General features: G+C 61.2%; 1 protein-coding gene. It reads left to right on the forward strand.

The window, feature by feature from the left end; genetic code table 11:
• Positions 1-890 (forward strand): EndoU domain-containing protein (locus EII35_RS15530; RefSeq protein ID WP_185744407.1); only part of this gene is annotated, 890 nt, incomplete at its 5' end.

Genomic DNA, 890 nt, shown 5'->3' on the forward strand with positions numbered 1-890 from the left:
CCGGCACCGCCTGGGCCCCCAACCCCTACAACTACGCCGGCAACAACCCCACCAACCTCCACGACCCAACCGGCCTCCAACCCATCACCACCGAACAACTCGACGCCTACCGCAAAGCCAACTCCCCCAAATGGGGCACCGCCCTCGCCATCGCCGCAGGCATCGGACTGGCCTTCGTCCCCGGCGCCCAAGGCCTCGCAGCAGCACTCGTCACCGGAGCAGTCCTCGGCGGAGGCGCCAGCATCATCGACCAAGCCTGCAGCGGCTACCCCATCAACTGGCAACAAGTAGGAACAGACACCCTCTGGGGGATCGGTGGTGGAGCAGCAGGCTGGGGCCTCGGCAAAGCCTTCCAATGGGCAGCCAAAACCCCATGGGGGCAACGCGCCATAGGCTGGGGAATGAGCCAAGTCAACCGAGTCCCCGTCCTCCGAGACATCGCACACCGGCTCGGGCCGAACGGAAGACCGTCCCGTCCCGGGGTGGTGGACTTGGCATCACCTCAACGTAGAACACATATCCTCGACGGAGACGCTACCGGCGGCGGGCATCGATGGCCCGGATTTCCAGGGAAGACCCCATTCCCGCGCCACTGGAGCGACGATAAAATCATGGATACCATCAGCGAAATCGCCACGGATCCTGCAGCATATGTGCGAAATCAGACGGGCCCCCCGAACTCATTGACCACCAATGCAGGATCTCCTGCAGTACACGTTATGGAGTCAACCAAAGAAGGAGTCCCCATCAGGGTCATCACAAAACCACTATCAAATGATGGGATCGTCACTGGGTTCCCAACCAAGTGGCCGCCTCTGAGAGCAACCCCAGGAGAGCTGGCACTCAGAAATGAACTCGCACTCGCAACCTCAAAAGTTGGGGAAGAATGA

This window comes from Arachnia propionica, assembly GCF_003932785.1.
Classification (GTDB): Bacteria; Actinomycetota; Actinomycetes; order Propionibacteriales; family Propionibacteriaceae; genus Arachnia; species Arachnia propionica_B.